We start from the raw sequence: 17,918 nt of genomic DNA on the forward strand, positions 1-17,918 counted from the left end.
TTTACTCTCCATTTGTAATGATTTTTAACGGAGCATGAATGACCCCGCCTAGCTCTCTGGCCGACCAAAACTTTATTTTCATCATCGGGCGACGTTGATCAAGTTCCTCTCGAGCACCGTTGCCAACCATAGCGAGGCCGCAGTGTATTAGGTAATCGCCCGAATTTATAGGCAGCGTTGCTTTATAAACGATACGCTGACTACCTGGACGAAGTGTAATTGGCGAACCTGCGCCAATATTACTATCTCCCCAAATATCCCCTCCCTGAGCTTTGGATATGGAAAGGCCAAGAGCAACATCCTTAATCTCTTCGGTAGCTAATATGGTGAAATCAAATGTAACTTCTTCACCTGATTTGATGAGTGGTTTCTCTGTCAAAGTCGTACCATCTGATTTGTAGATGGTAAGATTTTTAATAATAGCACGCGCAGTACCAAAACGTTTTTCCCCAATTTCTTCATTAGCAGTATGTAACTGAATGCTTTTGAGGTCTTCCAAACTGCAAGTTTCAGAAGAGCGGTTCTCTGCAAGTTTTGTAGGCTCTGGTTTATCGTTGGCCAGGATCATCCCTTTCTCATAGGCCAGAACTGCAGCGAGAACATCATTGGTATCACCGATTAGTTTTCCGTGTTCCATCACCAGGCAGCGATCAGCATACTCAAGGATGCTGCCTGTTGAATGAGTTACCATAATGATGGTTACACCTTTCGCACGTAATGCTTCCATCCGTTTATAGCATTTATACTGGAAGCCAATATCGCCAACAGCTAACGCCTCATCAACAATCAAAATTTCCGGTTCAACACATGCTTGAACGGCAAAGGCTAAACGGACATACATACCGCTAGAGTATGTTTTTACGGGTTGATCAATGAACTGGCCGATATCTGCAAATTCTTCAATTTCAGCAAACTTAGCCGCAATCTGCTCTTTGGTTAAACCTAATACCGAACCATTTAAATAAACGTTCTCACGACCGGTAAACTCCGGGTTGAACCCAGCACCTAATTCAAGTAATGCAGCAATACGCCCATTAACACGTACATCTCCAGCGGAGGGGGTTAGTGTGCCGCAGATAATCTGCAGCAAAGTCGACTTCCCGGCACCATTTCGTCCAATAATACCTACCGTTTCCCCTTTTTTGATACTGAAGGAAACGTCATCGAGGGCCCAAAACTCACGAAAATAGCAGTTTCGTTCTCTGCGGACCACCTGTTGAAGTTTCGGCACAAAAAACTGTTTTAGACGATCAGTTGGACGCGCATATATCTGATAACATTTACTCAGGTTTGTAACCTGAATGGCAATTTCATTAGAGGACATCAGCAAATCCCTTCCTGGTTTTCTGGAAGAAGGCAAAACCCATCCAGGCTATGACTAAGGCACCCAAAGAATATAAAAACAGACCGATAAAATTAGGCATACCACCCCAAATAAGGACCGTTCGGGCTTGTTCAATAATAAAGGTTAATGGATTGAGCATGATCCAGATATGATACTTTTCAGGCAAGGCGCTTATTGGGAAGAATACCGGTGATAAAAACATTAATACTGTAGTAATGATTACCGTAGTTTGACTTACATCTCTTAGGAATACGCCAAGTGATGCTAAGATCCACGAAATGCCAAGGCAAAAAATAATTAAAGGGAAAAAGACCAAAGGTAAAAACACTATGGTCCAATGTAAATATCCATTAAAAATGAAAAACGCCATCAGTAACACACAAAGGCTGATACAAGTATGAAATAATGCCGCAAATAAAGAGATAACAGGCAGCGTTTCCAATGGAAATATAACTTTCTTCACATAGTTTGTATTTCCCAAAATAATCAACGGTGCTTTATTTACCACTTCACTTAAAAAACCATGAACTATCATTCCGACAAATAAAATTATAGCAAACTGTGTCCTACTTTCGTCCCCACCAGTTGACCATCTGGCTTTGAATACCACGGAGAAGACAAAAGTATATACTGTTAACATAAATAAAGGGTTCAAAAAAGACCAAAGCAGGCCCATCACAGAACCTTTATATCTTCCAACAACATCACGTTTAGCCATCTGCAGAATAATACTCCAGTGAGTGGCAATACTGCGCACCACTGCTAATGGTGATGATGAAAGTTTTTGATGAGGGTTTTTCATTTTAAACTCGTATTTTATGGCAAATAATCTTAAATTATTTTTTTGGGAATTTCATATATGGCTTGCTTATTATACGCATGTCTTTTACGATCAAGAAACCATCCCCATTTATTAAAATAGGAAACTGCGGAGCGAATATGGTACCAAAGTAATAATTTGCTTTTATACGAACCTTTATTAAAGGCATGGACAATAGTTGTTCCAGGATAATAGTATATTTTGGTTAGCTGTAATGCTCGGCGACATAAATCTACATCTTCCAGATACATAAAGTATCGTTCATCAAAACCGTTAAGTTTTTGCAATAATACATTACTTAATAACATGAAACAGCCAGATACCGTTGGTGGGGAAAATATCTCATCATATGCTGCATCTTTCAGTTCATATTTAACATCGTACTTTATTGCAGTCACTGGAAAGAAACGTCTTAAAAAAAGATTACCGGGAGTAGGTAGTAGACGGCAACTATATTGTCTCTCACCATTTCTATATATTATTTGCGGGGAAACAAAACTATACTCATTTTCCCACGCAAACGAAACTAATTTATCAAGTGACTGCTTATCAAAGCTAATATCCGGATTACATATCAAAAAATAACCGTCAAAGTCTGCACTTGCTTTTATTGCAAGATTATGTCCAGCACCAAAACCACAGTTGTAAGGAGACTTGATGTAGCTCACCTTAGGTTCATTCAATGATGCCGCCCACTGACAACCACCATTATCAACGAAGATTATTTTTTCAACGCTCTCTTCATGGCATAATGAGAGGAACGTATCTTTAATATCATCATAGGAATGATTAAATAATACAATAGAAGCGATAACTTTAGGCTTCATTGCTTTATAATTCATTAATCGATTACCTTTAGGATAAAAAATTATTTATTATTATTATTTTTGATAGTAACTTGTGATATCCATTATCGAACAAGAATATTTATACTTAAGCGTAGACTTCCGCAGTGGCCAGAGTATGTGCCCGCAGGTCTTTCTCCGACAGCGACAGCACGCAGTCGCTCAGTGCCGGCCAGTCAATCCCTATCTCCGGATCGTTCCAGATGATGCTCCGTTCTGACTGCGGCGCGTAGTAGTTCGTCGCCTTATAGACAAACTGCACCGTGTCGCTCAGCGCCATAAACCCGTGGGCGAACCCTTCCGGGATCCACAGCTGACGTTTATTCTCTGCGCTGAGCACCGCTCCAACCCATTTACCAAAGGTAGGTGATGAACGACGGATATCCACTGCCACGTCAAACACCTCACCTTCCACACAGCGGACCAGCTTGCCCTGAGCGTGCGGATCCAGCTGATAGTGCAACCCGCGCAATACGCCTTTCTGGGACTGGGAATGGTTGTCCTGGACGAATTCCACCTGACGGCCCACCGCCTCATTAAACACCTTGCTGCTGAAGCTCTCAAAGAAGAAGCCCCGCGCATCACCAAACACGCGCGGTTCAAAAATCAGCACGTCAGGAATATCTGTTTTAATAATGTTCATCTTTTGCTAACCGTTTATTTGCCCAGGACTTCTGTTACCACGCGAGCCACACCCTGACGCCAGTCCGGGAGAGTCACCCCGAATGCCTGCTGGAATTTTTCATTCGACAGGCGCGAGTTGAGCGGACGCTTCGCCGGCGTCGGATAGGCCGTCGTCGGAATGCCCTTCACTTCCTGCACCGCCAGCTCGGCACCGTGCGCTCTCGCCACCTCAAACACATAGCGGGCATAGTCGCACCAGCTGGTTTCACCGCTGGCCACCAGGTGATACGTACCGGCCAGCGCCGGATTACGCAGCGTTTCACGGATTGCCGTCGCCGTGCAGTCTGCCAGCAGCTCAGCGCCGGTGGGCGCCCCGTGCTGGTCGTCAATGATGGTGAGGGTCTCTTTCTCCCCCGCCAGGCGGAGCATGGTTTTGGCAAAGTTGGCGCCGCGGGTGGCATACACCCAGCTGGTACGGAAAATCAGGTGACGCGGGTTGCCCTGCTCCAGGGCCAGCTCACCGGCACGCTTGGTTTCACCGTAGACGTTAAGCGGGCCGGTCGCTTCATCTTCCCGACGATAATGACTGCCGGCGCCGTCGAACACATAGTCGGTGGAATAGTGCACCATCAGGGCCCCCAGCTTCGCTGACTCCACCGCCAGCACCGCCACCCCTTTGTCGTTGAGGAGGTCGGAAAGCTCCCGCTCGCTTTCTGCCTTGTCCACGGCCGTGTGCGCGGCGGCATTCACCACCACATCCGGGCGGACGATACGCACGGTCTGCGCGATGCCTTCCAGGTTCGTCAGGTCACCGCACAGCTCTTTATCAAAATAATCCACCGCGACCACGTCGCCGAGGGTGGACAGGGAACGCTGCAGCTCCCAGCCCACCTGGCCATTCTTGCCAATCAGTAAAATCTTCATTCTCTTTATCCTGTCGTTGACGAAGAAGGCATTAACGCTCGTTCAGCAGGCGCTTGAGATAAGCACCGTACTCGGTTTTCTTCAGGCGTTCGGCCTGAGTCGCCACCCCTTCCGCCGACAACCATTTGTTGCGGTAACCGATCTCTTCCAGGCACGCGACCTTCATCCCCTGGCGCTTCTCAATGGTGTGAATGAACTGTGATGCGTCCATCAGGCTGTCGTGGGTGCCCGTATCCAGCCAGGCAAAGCCGCGCCCCAGCAGTTCCACATGCAGGTCACCGCGCTCCAGATACATCTGGTTGAGGGTGGTGATCTCGAGTTCCCCGCGTGCTGAAGGTTTCACGTCCTTCGCCATCTCCACCACGTTATTGTCGTAGAAATAGAGACCAGTTACGGCCCAATTTGATTTCGGCTTTAATGGTTTCTCTTCAATTGACAGCGCTTTGAAGTGCTCGTCAAACTCCACCACGCCAAAGCGCTCCGGATCCAGCACCTGGTAACCAAACACCGTGGCGCCGGAGGACTTCGCCGCCGCTGCTTCCAGCTTTTTACCGAAGCTCTGGCCAAAGTAGATATTATCCCCCAGCACCAGGGCGCAGGCATCGTTGCCGATAAACTTCTCGCCAATGATAAAGGCCTGCGCCAGACCGTCCGGCGACGGCTGAATGGCGTAGCTGAAGTTCACCCCGAACTGCGACCCGTCACCCAGCAGGCGCTGGAAGGAAGGCATGTCGTCAGGCGTGGAGATGATAAGGATATCGCGAATGCCCGCCAGCATCAGGACAGACACCGGGTAGAAAATCATCGGCTTGTCGTAGATAGGCAGCAGCTGCTTGGAGACGCCCTGGGTGATCGGATATAAACGCGTGCCGGAGCCGCCGGCCAGAACAATGCCCTTCATCTTCAGTTCCTTTTTTATTTATTCAGGCCAAGACGCTCGCCAGCATAGGAGCCGTCCAGCACACGCTGCCACCAGGTCTGGTTGTTCAGGTACCAGTGCACAGTTTTCTCAATTCCGCTCTCGAACGTTTCCTGCGGCACCCAGCCCAGATCGCGCTGAATTTTCGTGGCATCAATGGCATAACGCAGGTCATGTCCCGGACGGTCGGTGACAAAAGTGATCAGGTCAGCAAAGTGGGTGATGTTTCCCGGCTTCTGCGCCACCACCTTGTCGAGAATGGTGCAGATGGCGCGCACCACATCGATATTTTTACGCTCGTTATGACCGCCGATGTTGTAGGTCTCGCCGCTCTTGCCTTCGGTCGCCACTTTGTACAGCGCACGGGCATGGTCCTCAACATACAGCCAGTCACGGATCTGCTCCCCGTTGCCATATACCGGCAGAGGTTTACCCGCCAGGGCATTAAGGATAGTCAGCGGGATCAGTTTTTCCGGGAAGTGATACGGACCGTAGTTGTTGGAGCAGTTTGTCACCACCACTGGCAGGCCGTAGGTGCGGTTCCAGGCGCGAACCAGATGGTCGCTGCCCGCTTTGGAGGCGGAGTACGGGCTGCTGGGCGCGTACGGGGTTTCTTCGGTGAACAGGTCATCGGTGCCGTGCAGGTCGCCGTACACTTCATCGGTGGAGATATGATGGAAGCGGAAGGCCTGCTTCTGTTCCTCTCCAAGCCCGGACCAGTAGTGGCGGGCTGCCTCCAGCAGAGTGAAGGTGCCGATCACGTTGGTCTGGATGAAGGCGGCCGGGCCATCAATGGAACGGTCCACATGACTTTCTGCAGCGAGGTGCATCACGATATCCGGACGGAACTCGCTGAACTGGGCCGCCACGGCAGCGGCATCGGTGATATCGGTCTGGGAAAACGAGTAGCGTTCACTCCCGGCAACCGGCGCCAGGGATTCAAGATTGCCGGCGTAGGTCAGGCAGTCCATCACACGGACTTCGTCCAGGGTATTTTCAATGATATGACGAACCACGGCAGAACCGATAAAGCCTGCGCCCCCGGTGACAAGAATCTTCATACTCTCTCTCGTTTTTCAATGAATTACATACAATTTTCTGAAGTAGCAAACAACCGCAGGCACGCTACCGCCATTGGCTTTCGCAACCAAAATGCGTAGTGCCTGCAGTAATTTGTATATGTCATCAGCTAAAGTTAGCGGAACATGAACCACGCTCTCATTGTGCTGGAAACGGCAAGTCGGCCAAACAGCGGTCACTTTGCTTGCTTCTATGTCCTTTCGCTATCAGGACTTTCCCAAACAGCTAAAGGAATCTCTCTGAAGCAGAGAGATGTGCTCAGTGCCGGGCTATCATCCCTCTCAGCATCACTTCGGTCGTTGATATCATGGCAAAGCCGCACTATCACCATTACGAAGTGCAGCACACTCAACATCGCTTAGTACCCAACAAGGTAGCGCCGCATTATAGCGCTGGTTATACAGAATAAAAATCAAAAAGCGGTGTGAATTAATTCAAGGTATGAATGGAACACTTTTGATACAATGTTAAAACATTCAATAGCTTGCTATACATCCTTTGATTACAAGTTATCTCTGGTGACAACAACACTAATTAATTCGAATTTCACGAACAACAATACCTCTTCATTCGGAAATACATGTCATGTTTTTTCAAGATATCGAACTTGTATGGGCTGATTCCTGCAAACTGTTTTTTTCCGTGTAACCATAGTGATGGTTTGACTCGATTTCAAATGCAAATCATTTGCATTAAAGCATTTGATTTTCCCGGCCAGCTTCATGTCAACGCACACTTTGCAACTGTAAAGCAAGTGATCCCAACCGCAAGCCAGTGTAAAATCGGCACTTATGTAGAACGGGATATCCACACCCCGGAGGAAAAATATGAAGTTTTTGGTCACTGGTGCCGCAGGTTTTATCGGCTTTCATATCGCGCAGCGCCTGCTGAATGAAGGGCATGATGTTGTCGGGATCGACAACATGAACGACTATTATGACGTCAGCCTGAAGCAGGCTCGCCTGGATCGTCTGGCATCTCCGGCATTTCGTTTCCAGCAGCTGGATCTTGCTGACCGTGAGGGGATGGCGAAGCTGTTCGCCGCAGAACAGTTTGACCGCGTGATCCACCTTGCGGCCCAGGCGGGCGTGCGCTATTCGCTGGAAAACCCCTATGCCTACGCGGACGCTAACCTGATGGGGTATCTGAACATTCTGGAAGGCTGCCGCCATACCAAAGTGAAACACCTGGTGTACGCCTCCTCCAGTTCGGTTTACGGCCTTAACCGCAAAATGCCGTTCTCCACGGAGGATTCCGTCGATCATCCGGTCTCCTTGTATGCCGCCACCAAGAAAGCCAATGAGCTGATGGCGCATACCTATTCCCATCTGTACGGCATCCCGACTACCGGCCTGCGCTTCTTTACGGTCTATGGTCCGTGGGGACGACCGGATATGGCGCTGTTCAAGTTCACGAAAGCGATGCTGGCAGGGAAAAGTATCGACGTTTACAACTACGGCAAGATGAAGCGCGATTTCACCTATATCGACGATATCGTCGAGGCGGTGGTGCGCGTTCAGGATGTGATCCCGCAGGCCAATGCCGACTGGACCGTTGAGAACGGTTCCCCGGCCACCAGCTCCGCGCCGTACCGGGTCTATAACATTGGCAACAGCTCGCCGGTGGAACTGATGGATTATATCACCGCCCTGGAAGAAGCTCTGGGGATGGAAGCGAAGAAGAATATGATGCCGATTCAGCCGGGCGATGTGCTGGACACCAGTGCAGACACCCAGCCGCTGTATGACCTGGTGGGCTTTAAGCCACAGACATCAGTGAAAGAAGGCGTGAAGAACTTCGTGGAGTGGTATAAGGATTACTATCAGATCTAACCTGTCTCTGCCCTGCCGCAATCCGCTGATTGCGGCAACGGATAAGCATCCCGTATTGTCTTCCTTTATCATTCATTTCTTTACCCGAGCCTGGCACAGGCTATACTTTTTTATGCTAAAGAATAATTTTTACTGGTTTTAACGACGGTGCTGAAACCAGTTTCATCTGCCTGCCAGCGAAAAAGCCAACAACTTTAAGCCTGGTCCCCTGCTGTCACTCTTTTCAATACTATTTTTAATGGCTCCTTCAGCATTTTCTCCTGATAAATAAAAGACATTACTTTCTGTAGGAATTTTCTTAAGAACAGGATATGTTAGAGATCGCAATTCAGCGCTTCCTGGCTGACGTGTTGCTTAACATGCTAATGATTCAACCAACAAAAAGCTGTGGTAGATATTATGGAAAACCTATTTTTCTTAGTGGTCGCTGCCATACTACTTGCTGTGTCTGTTTTCTTTTTAATTTCATATCTGAAAGACAGAAAGAAAACAAAACTGACGTTTAATAAACGCAAGTGGTAAGACTCGCTCCATGTTGCATTTAGATTAAGATAATATTAAGAGATAAAAAAATGATATGACAGAATGACCGTTCATTCTGCGTTTTGGCGTGGCCTTAAGGCAAGAAAAAATAACGTTACTCGCGCCCTGTTCCTCATATTTCCCCAGGGCATAAATAACAAAAGCCTGCGTTGCAGGCTTCGTTTTACCTCCCGGCGCTTATCTCCGGCATCTACATCACAGTGACGGTAGCTCTTCACAAGGTAAGTTTAACTTATCGGACCTGTTTTCAACCCGCAACGGGTTTTGAGCAGGATCGTAATGTCCATCACAATTTATTGAGGTTAATCTGAATGTGCGAGAAATACGCGCAGTGAGGGATATAGCGGGGAGATAAAGAAGAACACTGGCGGCAGGGAACCGCCAGTCTCAGACAGGCAGAATTAATCGTTGCCAAACAGATCGCGGGTATAAACCTTGTCCGCGACATCCGCCAGCTCTTCCGCCATACGGTTAGAAATGATCACATCCGCCTCTTGTTTGAAGGCATCCAGGTCGCGCACGACGCGGGAGTTGAAGAACTCATCTTCCTGCATCACCGGTTCATAGATAATAACCGGGATACCTTTCGCCTTGATGCGCTTCATGATGCCCTGAATAGAAGAGGCACGGAAGTTGTCTGACCCGCTCTTCATGATCAGGCGATACACACCCACCACTTTTGGCTTACGGGCGAGAATAGAATCCGCAATAAAGTCTTTACGGGTACGATTGGCATCGACGATAGCCGCGATAATGTTGTTCGGGACCGATTCGTAGTTCGCCAGCAGCTGCTTGGTATCTTTCGGCAGACAGTAGCCGCCGTAGCCAAAGGACGGGTTGTTATAGTGGTTGCCGATACGCGGATCCAGGCAAACCCCTTCAATAATCTGCTTGCTGTTCAGCCCCTGGCTTTCAGCATAGCTGTCGAGCTCGTTGAAATAGGCAACGCGCAGCGCCAGATAGGTGTTAGCGAACAGTTTGATCGCTTCCGCTTCGGTGGAGTCGGTAAACAGGGTCGGGATATCCTGCTTAATTGCACCTTCTTTCAGCAGGTCTGCGAAACGTTCGGCACGCGCAGAGCGCTCACCGATGACAATACGCGACGGGTGCAGGTTGTCGTACAGCGCACGGCCTTCACGCAGGAACTCAGGAGAGAAAATAACATTATCAATCCCTAAACGTTCTTTGATGTCACGGGTGAACCCCACCGGGATGGTCGATTTAATGATCATCACCGCATTCGGGTTGATCTCGGTAACATCGCGAATAACCGCTTCCACCGTAGAGGTGTTGAAGTAGTTAGTTTTGGGATCGTAATCGGTCGGCGTGGCAATGATCACGTAGTCGGCATTACGGTATGCGTCGTGCTTGTCCGTGGTGGCCCGGAAATTTAACGGTTTTTCTGCCAGATATTCCTGAATCTCTTTATCGACAATCGGAGAGATCTTCTGGTTAAGCATATCCACTTTGGCCTGTACGATATCCAGGGCAACCACTTCGTGGTTTTGCGCAATCAGGACACCGTTCGATAAACCAACATAACCTGTACCGGAAATAGTAATTTTCATTCGATTACACTTTAATCAGTTAACTGGGTAATGGCGGATAGCCACGAATTTAAATAATGCTGTGGGCGGTTTTACGCTTTGACCAGTGGGATGTCAAAAATAAGCCATAAGGTCAATAATACGATTAAAATCTGACCCTATGGCTTCCATTATGGATAATGCATTACTTGAGAAGAGCTAAAATCTCTTCGGTTTTTGCATTCATTAACGCCGTATCCGCTCTGGACTCAACGTTCAGGCGCACCACCGGCTCCGTGTTGGACGTGCGCAGGTTAAAGCGCCACTCAGGGTATTCAATACTGATACCGTCCGTTGTGTCGATGTGTGCGGCCGCCGGCTCATACTGCGCCCGGATGCGCGCGATCGCCTCCGCCGCATTTCCCAGCTTGCGGTTGATCTCTCCCGACGCCGGGAACGCCGCCTGGCGGTCCGCCACCAGCGATTTCAGCGAGCTGTTCTTCAGGCACAGCAGCTCCGCCACCAGCAGCCACGGGATCATCCCGCTGTCGCAGTAGGCGAAGTCGCGGAAGTAGTGGTGCGCGCTCATCTCCCCGCCGTAGATGGCGTCTTCCTGGCGCATCCGCTCCTTGATGAACGCATGCCCGGTCTTCGACATCACCGGCTGGCCGCCGCTGCGGGTCACGATGTCCACCGTGTTCCACGTCAGACGCGGGTCGTGAATGATTTTCGCACCCGGCTGCTTCTGCAGGAACGCTTCCGCCAGCAGGCCGACAATGTAGTACCCCTCGATAAACGACGCCTCGTCATCGAACAGGAAGCAGCGGTCGAAGTCGCCGTCAAAGGCGATACCCATGTCTGCCTGATGCGCACGCACCGCGTCGGCGGTGTCCTGACGGCACTCCGGCAGCAGCGGGTTCGGGATACCGTTCGGGAAATGGCCGTCCGGCTGGTGATGCACCTTGATAAAGGTCACCGGCGCCCCGGCCGCCGCGAAGCGTTTCTCCACCTCATCAATCACGTGCCCCGCCGCCCCGTTGCCGGAGTTCACCACCAGCTTCAGCGGACGGGTGAAGTTCGCCAGGTCCACGTAGCCCATCAGGTGGTCAACGTACTCCTTCAGCACCGAAATCTGGCGCAGGGTGCCGCGACGCGCCGGGTCCACCGGCGGGAACTGGTTTTCCTCCGCCAGGCGCTGGATATCCCGCAGGCCGGTGTCGCCGCTGATGGGCTTCGCGTTCTCGCGCACCAGCTTCATGCCGTTGTAGTTCATCGGGTTGTGGCTCGCCGTCACCTCGATACCGCCGTCCACCCCGAGGTGGAAGGTGGCGAAGTAAATCTCTTCGGTGCCGCTCAGGCCGATATCCAGCACGTCGGTGCCGGCGTCCATCAGTCCGCGGGCCAGCGCCAGCTTCAGCGACTCGCTGGTGAGGCGCACATCGCCCCCCACCACTATCTTCCCGGGTTTCAGAAATTCGCCGTAGGCGCGGCCGATACGGTAGGCGATGTCCTCGTTCAGCTCCTCGCCCAGTTCACCACGGATGTCATAAGCCTTAAAGCATGTTAACTGTGTCATTCTGCGTTTTGTCCCGAAAAAAAATTAGCAACGACCATACTGGTCTTTAATACGAATAATGTCGTCCTCGCCGAGGTACGACCCCGACTGGATCTCCAGCACTTCCAGCGGAATGCGGCCCGGGTTTTCCAGGCTGTGCTCGGCGCCAATCGGAATAAAGGTGGACTGGTTCTCGGTCAGCAGGAACTGCTTGCCGTTGACCGTCACCTGGCCGGTGCCGGCGAGAATGACCCAGTGCTCGGCGCGGTGGTGGTGCATCTGCATCGAGAAGGCGCCGCCCGGTTTCACGGTGATACGGTTGACGTTGAAGCGCGGGGTCTGGACCACCACGTCGCAGCGGCCCCAGGGACGGTAAATCTCGCGGTGGCGCTTGTATTCGCTGCGCTGGTTCTGCTTGAGGAACTCGACCGCCTTCTTCACGTCCTGGGAACGCTCGCGGTTCATCACCAGCACGGCGTCCTTGGTGCTGACAATCACCAGATTCTCCACGCCGATGGCCGCCACCAGCTTCTCGTCGCTGTTGATGTAGCAGTTTTCGCTGTTATGCACCCACGCGTCGCCGCTGAGGACGTTGCCCTGCTCATCTTTCGGGCTGACCTCCCACAGGGCGGACCAGGAGCCGACGTCGCTCCAGTCGGCATCGAGACCGACCACCACCGCGTCGGCGGTTTTCTCCATCACCGCGTAGTCCACGGACTCGTCCGGGCACTCGCAGAAAATGTCATGCGGGATGCTGATGAAGTCGCTGCCGTTGTCGGCGGCGTTCACCGCGGCCTGGCAGGCTTCGAGGATATCCGGGCGGAATTTGGCCAGTTCGGAGAGGTATTTTTTGGCGCGGAACATAAACATGCCGCTGTTCCAGTAGTACTCCCCGGAGGCGAGGTAGGCCTCAGCGCGCTCGCGGTCCGGCTTCTCCACGAAGCGGGCCACCTGGTACGGGGTGTGGGCGCTGTCGGTGAGGGCCACGCCGCGCTGGATGTAGCCGTAGCCGGTTTCCGGGGCGTTCGGCACGATACCGAAGGTCACCAGGTGGCCTTCATCGGCATACTGCTCGGCGACGCGGATGGCGTCGTGGAAGACCGGCTGGTTATTGATGATATGGTCGGCGGCGAGAACCAGCATCAGCGGGTCGTCACCGTGGCGGGTGGCCTGAAGGGCCGCCAGAGCAATGGCCGGGGCGGTGTTGCGCCCGACCGGCTCAAGAATAATGTTGTTGGACAGCTTGTTGAGCTGGCGCAGCTGTTCGGCCACCAGGAAGCGGTGCTCTTCGTTACAGATGACCATCGGTTCATGGATTTCAAGGCCCGAGAGTCGGGTGATGGTTTCCTGCAGCATGGAGTTCTGCCCGTACAGCCGGAGGAACTGTTTCGGGTAAAGCTCGCGAGACATCGGCCAGAGACGACTGCCGGTACCACCAGCCATTATCACAGGAAGTAACATATTAATTTCCTTTAATTAAAACCCTGTTATTTAACACCCAGTAATTTACTGAGGCCAGAAGCAGATTAATATAGGCGTACAAGATAATAAATATGGCAAATTCTTAAAAAGATTAAAAAATTAGATATTGGAAATATTTTTAGAAAGGAAATGCTTAAGGTCAGTTTGCACCATTAAATATAAAATTAAAAACAGTCAGGCCAAATGGCCTGACTGTTTGAATAAATTTATTCCAGCCACTCGGTATGGAATACACCTTCTTTATCGGTACGTTTATAGGTATGCGCACCAAAATAATCACGCTGAGCCTGAATCAGGTTAGCTGGCAGAACTGCGGAACGGTAGCTGTCGTAGTAGGCAATTGCTGCAGAGAACGTCGGTACCGGAATACCATTCTGCACGGCATAAGCCACGACATCACGCAGCGCCTGCTGATAGTCATCAGCGATCTGTTTGAAGTATGGCGCCAGCAGGAGGTTAGCAATGCCCGCGTTTTGCGCATACGCATCGGTGATCTTCTGCAGGAACTGTGCACGAATGATGCAACCCGCGCGGAAAATCTTAGCGATCTCTCCGTAGTTCAGATCCCAGTTGTATTCATCAGAAGCAGCACGCAGCTGAGAGAAGCCTTGAGCATAGGAAACGATTTTACCGAGGTATAAAGCGCGACGCACTTTTTCGATAAATTCAGCTTTATCACCTGCCGGCTGAGCCTGCGGACCACTCAGCACTTTCGAAGCGGCTACACGCTGGTCTTTCAGAGAAGAGATATAACGAGCAAAAACGGACTCGGTGATCAGAGACAAAGGTTCGCCGAGATCCAGTGAGCTTTGGCTGGTCCACTTACCGGTACCTTTGTTTGCTGCTTCATCAAGAATGACATCGACGAGGTATTTACCCTCTTCATACTTCTTGGTGAAGATATCTTTGGTAATGTCGATCAGGTAGCTGCTTAGCTCACCTTCGTTCCATTCGGTGAAGGTTTGCGCCAGCTCTTCGTTGGAAAGTGCCAGACCGCCTTTCAACAGCGCATAGGCTTCAGCAATCAACTGCATGTCACCATACTCGATGCCGTTATGAACCATCTTAACATAATGGCCAGCACCATCAGCACCGATATAGGTCACACATGGCTCACCGTCTTCAGCAACCGCAGCTATCTGCTTCAGAATCGGAGCAACCAGCTCATAGGCTTCTTTCTGCCCACCAGGCATAATGGAAGGCCCTTTCAGAGCACCCTCTTCACCACCGGAAACACCAGTACCGATAAAGTTAAAACCTTCGGCTGACAGTTCACGGTTACGACGGATGGTGTCCTGGAAGAAGGTGTTGCCGCCATCAATGATGATGTCGCCTTTATCGAGGTAAGGCTTCAGGGAATCGATGGCGCTGTCGGTGCCAGCCCCGGCCTTCACCATCAACAGGATACGGCGTGGTGTTTCGAGGGATTCAACAAACTCTTGTACGGTATAGTAAGGAACCAGCTTCTTGCCTTGATTTTCGGCAATAACTTCTTCGGTCTTTTCACGGGAGCGGTTGAAAACGGAGACGGTATAACCACGGCTTTCGATGTTCAGCGCAAGGTTACGCCCCATCACTGCCATACCGACAACCCCGATCTGTTGCTTGGACATTACATACTCCTGTCAGGTGTGGTCACTGCGACATGTTCGCAGCTTTATAATAACATTATGTTAGCGTAAGATGTAAAAAACTCATAGCATAAATTATATCATTCTCTTGTAAGGGTCTTTTTTATTTAGTAAGGAATGTGTTAAGCATAATTTATATTAGAGGTTTCATTACATATCAAACTTTATACTTTTTAACTTTATCGATGCAAGACATAAGTTTGCTTACGTTTTCGTAAAAAACATTATCATTGCTTAAAAACGGTTGTCTTGTTTTGCAAGATTCTACCATTTTAACAGCAGATTCAATATATTTTAAATCAAACTTATTTAGAGTGATTTCTCCTAGAGATAATGCAATCTTATCCGGAATAGTTGATACTAACTTCTTCGCGGCCTTATTATATTTTGGCCACCATGTTTTACTTTTATATGCTCTCTTCTTATAGAAATCTGACAGCGCAGAATCTATAGTAAGATTTTTAATATAATAGTCTTCTCCATAAAACCCCAAACTACGGCTGCGAATTGATTCACGTAAACTACTACTACCTAGCACAAGTGGAGAATATTTCTCCTGAATTGTCTGAGTCCAATCCAACCATTTAAAAGTATTTATTTGCGGCGATGTTATTAAAGGGAGCCATGGAACTCGCATTGCGTCAGCGATAATAGCAGCATGCATTGCATCTGCTAAAACCATTTTTGCCCCCCGAATTTTATTTATAACAATTTTTGCATCCCATTGTGGGTTAACAAATTCAACACCAGCTTGTTCACAGACATACTGCCAGTTACCTGTTAAAAGCGCATGGTGATGTGGTATAAAAATTATGCCATTCCTTTCGTTATCGGATAAGGGTTTAAATTCCTCAAGGGTATTCAATAAGGCAGCACCATCAGTTATGTACTTGTCTTTTGGCAACCCAAGCACTTTAGCACTTAGTGGACCTCTTACCGAAAGGATATCCCATGAGTCATCACCAAAATTATCTGGAGGATTTCCATAACCCACACCACTCGAAAAAACAACCCACTTATCAGCCTTTGGCATGGCAGTGTTTATGATAGTTCCAATTCCTGACATTCTGACAGACTCATCCTGATCGAAAAAATCAGGAATTAGAGCATCCCAAAGCCAAGAATTTAAATCATCACCAAAATTACCAATAACATCTTTATAATAATACAGTTTCATTATAGCTCCAAAAAAAACCAGCCTATTGATGCAGAAAAAGCCTCAATTAATAAACTATTTCTTCATACTAAGGGCATTGTATTTTGAGATCACTGCCGAGAGAATAACTTTCTTCTCAAGATTACTTACCACAAAAACAAAAGCAAAAATCAAATAAATAAAGGAGTAAAAAGAACAAGAGAGTAACGTCAACATAATTCCTTCCGGAGAAAGCAATGTGTTAATATAATATGAAATGCTATAAGCTACACTGGCTGTAAAAATGCATGGCAAAACAATACCATAAAAATAACCAATGAAATCGAACTTTGTATATCTAGCAAGGAAGTACGACCTTAGAAGTAAATTTATAAGAGATGTTATTATTAAAGGGATATATGCGCTGAAAGGAGAAAAACCTAATTTAAAAAATAAATATGCAAAAGGCAAACTAATGAAAACAAAAAAACTAACTGTCAATTGATAGATTTTAATTTTCCCAACTGCTTGAACACCTGCGATTATGCTAGATGAAAAGCTATCGATTAACGCAACAATAATAACGAACCTGACGAATCCAATGGTGTAAGGGGGAATATTAACTAACCAAACAGACAAAAGTTCTTTGGTGCATATAAGTACAGGGCATGATATTAAGAAAAGGAACGAAAAAGTATATTTTGATCCTGAAGTCACTAAAGTGAGATATCTCTCCTCGTTCATCTCTGAATAAGACTTAAATATTTGGGGTCGAATTGCTGATACAAGAGATTGAGTTAACGAGTTAATTGCATTGAGAATAGTTGATGATAAAGCGTATGCAGCATTAACAGTGGTTGCAAAAAATATATTAATAGCAATGTTAATACCCTGTGTTCTACAAACATATGCAAAATTACCAAAAGTGTTCCAAAATGAGAACATTGTAATATCCGTGAGGATTTTTTTACTAAATTTTCCACCTTTAAATGATTGAGGGAATTTCTTGTAACAATAAACAATATATATAGTAAAGCTAATTAAGGATGACAATAAAAGCAATAAAGAATAGATAACCAGCTTATTATAAGGCAGAGCAACCAATATAAAGGCAACAATAAGCTTGGATAAAGAGTCAAATATCGTCATATATGCATAAAATGACATTTTCTCATGCGCTAATACCAGTGCATTAAAAGGCGTTTGTATAACAGAAACAAATATAGATAATAACGCAATAATATATATAGTTTTAGCTGTAGGCAGCGAATCAACATCTATTGTAAGTAAATTTTCAACTACATAGCCCCTAACTGCGATTAAAACAAGACAAAAAATCACTCCTCCCAAAAAATAGATCAGAATACTATTTCTCAATATATTACTTACTGCAGCATGATTATTACTTCCTAGGTTAATTGATATAAAACGTTGTACAGAATCATTCATTGCTGACACAATAAAAACAAAAAAAGCCACCGTTCCATAAATAACACTAAAAAGACCATAATCTGATACACCTAATTGGTGTAAAACGACTCTGGTGGTATAAAAAGCAACAAGTAAGGAAAATAAGGTTCTGATAGTTAGAAAAATAGTGTTTTTAACTATGAGTTTGTTTTTGGACATACTCTTCTCAGGTTAATTAAGATGTCAT

At 48.0% G+C, this 17,918-nt stretch carries 15 protein-coding genes; 2 read left to right on the forward strand and 13 right to left on the reverse strand.

The window, feature by feature from the left end:
• Position 1: 1 nt before the first annotated feature.
• From K5R89_RS15455 to rfbB, 7 genes are all read right to left on the reverse strand, one after another.
• The gene (locus K5R89_RS15455) at positions 2–1,324 is read right to left on the reverse strand and encodes an ABC transporter ATP-binding protein (RefSeq protein ID WP_023318679.1); all 1,323 of its coding nucleotides are present in this window, start codon (positions 1,322–1,324) and stop codon (positions 2–4) included.
• Entirely contained in the window at positions 1,314–2,147 is an 834-nt protein-coding gene (locus K5R89_RS15460) for an ABC transporter permease (RefSeq protein WP_072657389.1), read from the reverse strand. The genes K5R89_RS15455 and K5R89_RS15460 overlap by 11 nt, the downstream gene beginning before the upstream one ends.
• A gap of 29 nt (positions 2,148–2,176) precedes the next feature.
• Complete coding sequence (locus K5R89_RS15465; RefSeq protein ID WP_023318681.1) at positions 2,177–3,007, reverse strand: glycosyltransferase; 831 nt, start codon at positions 3,005–3,007, stop codon at positions 2,177–2,179.
• Between the two features lie 91 nt (positions 3,008–3,098).
• Positions 3,099–3,653 (reverse strand): dTDP-4-dehydrorhamnose 3,5-epimerase, encoded by a 555-nt coding sequence (gene rfbC / locus K5R89_RS15470; RefSeq protein WP_072657387.1) that lies wholly within the window; start codon positions 3,651–3,653, stop codon positions 3,099–3,101.
• 14 nt (positions 3,654–3,667) lie between these two features.
• Positions 3,668–4,558: a dTDP-4-dehydrorhamnose reductase gene (rfbD, locus tag K5R89_RS15475; RefSeq protein ID WP_023318683.1), complete on the reverse strand. Its 891-nt coding sequence runs from the start codon at positions 4,556–4,558 to the stop codon at positions 3,668–3,670.
• A 31-nt stretch (positions 4,559–4,589) separates the two neighbouring features.
• Complete coding sequence (gene rfbA, locus K5R89_RS15480) at positions 4,590–5,459, reverse strand: glucose-1-phosphate thymidylyltransferase RfbA (RefSeq protein ID WP_072657385.1); 870 nt, start codon at positions 5,457–5,459, stop codon at positions 4,590–4,592.
• Between the two features lie 14 nt (positions 5,460–5,473).
• On the reverse strand, positions 5,474–6,538 hold the full coding sequence (gene rfbB, locus K5R89_RS15485; protein WP_080841665.1) for a dTDP-glucose 4,6-dehydratase: 1,065 nt from the start codon (positions 6,536–6,538) through the stop codon (positions 5,474–5,476).
• 846 nt (positions 6,539–7,384) lie between these two features.
• On the opposite strand from rfbB, the gene K5R89_RS15490 reads away from it, so the two are divergent.
• On the forward strand, positions 7,385–8,389 hold the full coding sequence (locus K5R89_RS15490) for an NAD-dependent epimerase (RefSeq protein WP_217259299.1): 1,005 nt from the start codon (positions 7,385–7,387) through the stop codon (positions 8,387–8,389).
• 399 nt (positions 8,390–8,788) lie between these two features.
• Positions 8,789–8,911 carry a small membrane protein gene (locus K5R89_RS15495; protein WP_000429184.1) on the forward strand — a complete coding sequence of 41 codons (123 nt, stop codon included), beginning with the start codon at positions 8,789–8,791 and terminating at the stop codon, positions 8,909–8,911.
• Between the two features lie 422 nt (positions 8,912–9,333).
• Here K5R89_RS15495 and ugd read toward each other — a convergent pair whose 3' ends face one another.
• From ugd to K5R89_RS15525, 6 genes are all read right to left on the reverse strand, one after another.
• The gene (gene ugd, locus K5R89_RS15500) at positions 9,334–10,500 is read right to left on the reverse strand and encodes a UDP-glucose 6-dehydrogenase (protein ID WP_000704907.1); all 1,167 of its coding nucleotides are present in this window, start codon (positions 10,498–10,500) and stop codon (positions 9,334–9,336) included.
• Positions 10,501–10,663: 163 nt separating this feature from the next.
• Positions 10,664–12,034, reverse strand: a complete 1,371-nt coding sequence (rfbK, locus tag K5R89_RS15505; RefSeq protein WP_004899416.1) for an O9 family phosphomannomutase RfbK — start codon at positions 12,032–12,034, stop codon at positions 10,664–10,666.
• Positions 12,035–12,058: 24 nt separating this feature from the next.
• Positions 12,059–13,474, reverse strand: a complete 1,416-nt coding sequence (locus K5R89_RS15510) for a mannose-1-phosphate guanylyltransferase/mannose-6-phosphate isomerase (RefSeq protein ID WP_012967599.1) — start codon at positions 13,472–13,474, stop codon at positions 12,059–12,061.
• A 227-nt stretch (positions 13,475–13,701) separates the two neighbouring features.
• Positions 13,702–15,108, reverse strand: a complete 1,407-nt coding sequence (gene gndA / locus K5R89_RS15515) for an NADP-dependent phosphogluconate dehydrogenase (RefSeq protein ID WP_217259300.1) — start codon at positions 15,106–15,108, stop codon at positions 13,702–13,704.
• Between the two features lie 175 nt (positions 15,109–15,283).
• Positions 15,284–16,303 carry a polysaccharide pyruvyl transferase family protein gene (locus tag K5R89_RS15520; protein WP_153668614.1) on the reverse strand — a complete coding sequence of 340 codons (1,020 nt, stop codon included), beginning with the start codon at positions 16,301–16,303 and terminating at the stop codon, positions 15,284–15,286.
• A 54-nt stretch (positions 16,304–16,357) separates the two neighbouring features.
• Complete coding sequence (locus tag K5R89_RS15525) at positions 16,358–17,890, reverse strand: oligosaccharide flippase family protein (protein WP_217259301.1); 1,533 nt, start codon at positions 17,888–17,890, stop codon at positions 16,358–16,360.
• Between the last annotated feature and the right edge of the window lie 28 nt (positions 17,891–17,918).

The organism is Klebsiella sp. TF21-TM, from assembly GCF_019753495.1.
GTDB classification, from domain to species: domain Bacteria; phylum Pseudomonadota; class Gammaproteobacteria; order Enterobacterales; family Enterobacteriaceae; genus Klebsiella; species Klebsiella quasipneumoniae.